This is a genomic window from Pseudoalteromonas sp. NEC-BIFX-2020_015, from assembly GCF_012952265.1.
Lineage (GTDB): Bacteria > Pseudomonadota > Gammaproteobacteria > Enterobacterales > Alteromonadaceae > Pseudoalteromonas > Pseudoalteromonas neustonica.
Genome location: NZ_JABCJL010000064.1, coordinates 1 through 2,135 on the forward strand (window position 1 = coordinate 1; position 2,135 = coordinate 2,135).

The 2,135-nt window shown below is 35.2% G+C and carries 3 protein-coding genes; all 3 read right to left on the reverse strand.

Annotated elements, in window-relative coordinates:
- Positions 1 to 68: 68 nt before the first annotated feature.
- Positions 69 to 575, reverse strand: coding sequence for a hypothetical protein (locus HH219_RS21490; protein WP_169328580.1), 507 nt, complete (start codon positions 573 to 575; stop codon positions 69 to 71).
- A 395-nt stretch (positions 576 to 970) separates the two neighbouring features.
- Positions 971 to 1,114: a hypothetical protein gene (locus HH219_RS21495; RefSeq protein ID WP_169328581.1), complete on the reverse strand. Its 144-nt coding sequence runs from the start codon at positions 1,112 to 1,114 to the stop codon at positions 971 to 973.
- 100 nt (positions 1,115 to 1,214) lie between these two features.
- Complete coding sequence (locus tag HH219_RS21500) at positions 1,215 to 1,721, reverse strand: hypothetical protein (RefSeq protein ID WP_169328582.1); 507 nt, start codon at positions 1,719 to 1,721, stop codon at positions 1,215 to 1,217.
- Positions 1,722 to 2,135 lie beyond the last annotated feature (414 nt).

The window sequence follows — 2,135 nt, forward strand, 5'->3', positions numbered from 1 at the left end:
TTTTTTAATAAAAAGATCAAGAAAAAACAGCTATCTGCTTAACCGGGAATTTATAATGGGTGACCCTGTTATTTCTTAGGTGGTGGAATTGGAAATAAAGGCAGCTCACGCTGGTATTTATAATCTCCATTAGTTGAGGCCTTTAACTGCTCCACCTTATGAATACAACCTAAGTATTCAATCCTCCAACGAGTGTTTGGTGGTTTATCTTTTATGCAACCACTATCAAAGATGCCTTTAACTGTATAATATACTCCATCTATATCATTGAGTGTTATTTCTTTGGGTAAATTGTAGAGAAGAATAGTTTCTTCAGCTCGGCCTGAGCGAGCTGCATCTTCACCATACATTAAAAAAACTGGATTTTCTCTATGACTACGTAAAAGTAAACCCGTTATTTTTATTTTTTTTTTGTCATACATTTCAGGGAAAACAACTAATTTCATAAAAGGCACATGCGGTACATCCTCTTGTATTTCCGATTCATTGACCAAACTGTTAGTTTCTCCTGGTTTGGAGAAAAGGAGTAACCCTATAAAGATCGTCAAATTTAGTTTATTCGTTACCAATTGCATGAACCACCTCCTTCTATTATTGTTATGTTGATGCATAAAGTACTTTGATTATGTTTTTCTGGGCTGTTAAAGAAAACAAAGATGACACCCATCCTAAAATTTGATATTTGAATTCAAGAAGAGATAAGTTTTTAGCCCAAAAGAGTAAACTTAGTAGCGCAGTTTTATTTGCTCAATTAAAGTGGCTGTCTAGTTTATTCATCTCACCTAATAAAAAATAATACTAAGCACGGGTTCACGATTCATATGGGTCGACTTGAGTCACTTGGCAATAACCACTTGAGTTAGCCTCCGTATATACAGTAACACCACGCCCCAAGCGTTAACGCCGTCATTGCTGATTTTTCTTGTTTTATTTCCATCCAAACACGACCGCTAGTGCAGTGTTCAGGCACTTAGTTTGCATTAATACGCACAAGTAACCCTGAGCTAATACTGGTAATGTTCGTGATTTTTCCACTAACATGACCTTTGCCAATAGCTGCAATTGCATTAGCAGAAAGAAAAACACTAATAAATATAAATACTCTTAAAAACATTTAATATCCTTATTAAAAATAAACCTCATCATCTAAAGGCAAAAAAAGACCTGACTCTATTTATTTCCAAAAAGAAAGAGCTGCTCCCATTAGTTCCCAATTACTTCTTAGGTGGTGGAATTGGAAATAAAGGCAGCTCACGCTGGTATTTATAATGTCCATTAGTTGAGGCCTTTAACTGCTCCAGCTTATGAATACAACCTAAGTATTCAATCCTCCAACGAGTGTTTGGTGGTTTATCTTTTATGCAACCACTATCAAAGATGCCTTTAACTGTATAATATACTCCATCTATATCATTGAGTGTTATTTCTTTGGGTAAATTGTAGAGAAGAATAGTTTCTTCAGCTCGGCCTGAGCGAGCTGCATCTTCACCATACATTAAAAAAACTGGATTTTCTCTATGACTACGTAAAAGTAAACCCGTTATTTTTATTTTTTTTTTGTCATACATTTCAGGGAAAACAACTAATTTCATAAAAGGCACATGCGGTACATCCTCTTGTATTTCCGATTCATTGACCAAACTGTTAGTTTCTCCTGGTTTGGAGAAAAGGAGTAACCCTATAAAGATCGTCAAATTTAGTTTATTCGTTACCAATTGCATGAACCACCTCCTTCTATTATTGTTATGTTGATGCATAAAGTACTTTGATTATGTTTTTCTGGGCTGTTAAAGAAAACAAAGATGACACCCATCCTAAAATTTGATATTTGAATTCAAGAAGAGATAAGTTTTTAGCCCAAAAGAGTAAACTTAGTAGCGCAGTTTTATTTGCTCAATTAAAGTGGCTGTCTAGTTTATTCAGTTTTGCTGCAACTAACGGCAAAAATAATATTAAAGCTATGGAAATGGCATAAATCATAACTTGCCCTTTAATTTCCGCTTTCTTTTTCGGTATAGTTTGTCATCCCCTGTACGATCCCAGTGCCATGAACACCATTTAACAGACCAATAATATCAAGTGTCTGTCCCAATGGTTTGCTTGGTGTCTGAAGTCAAGATTTGACCCCTGTTACT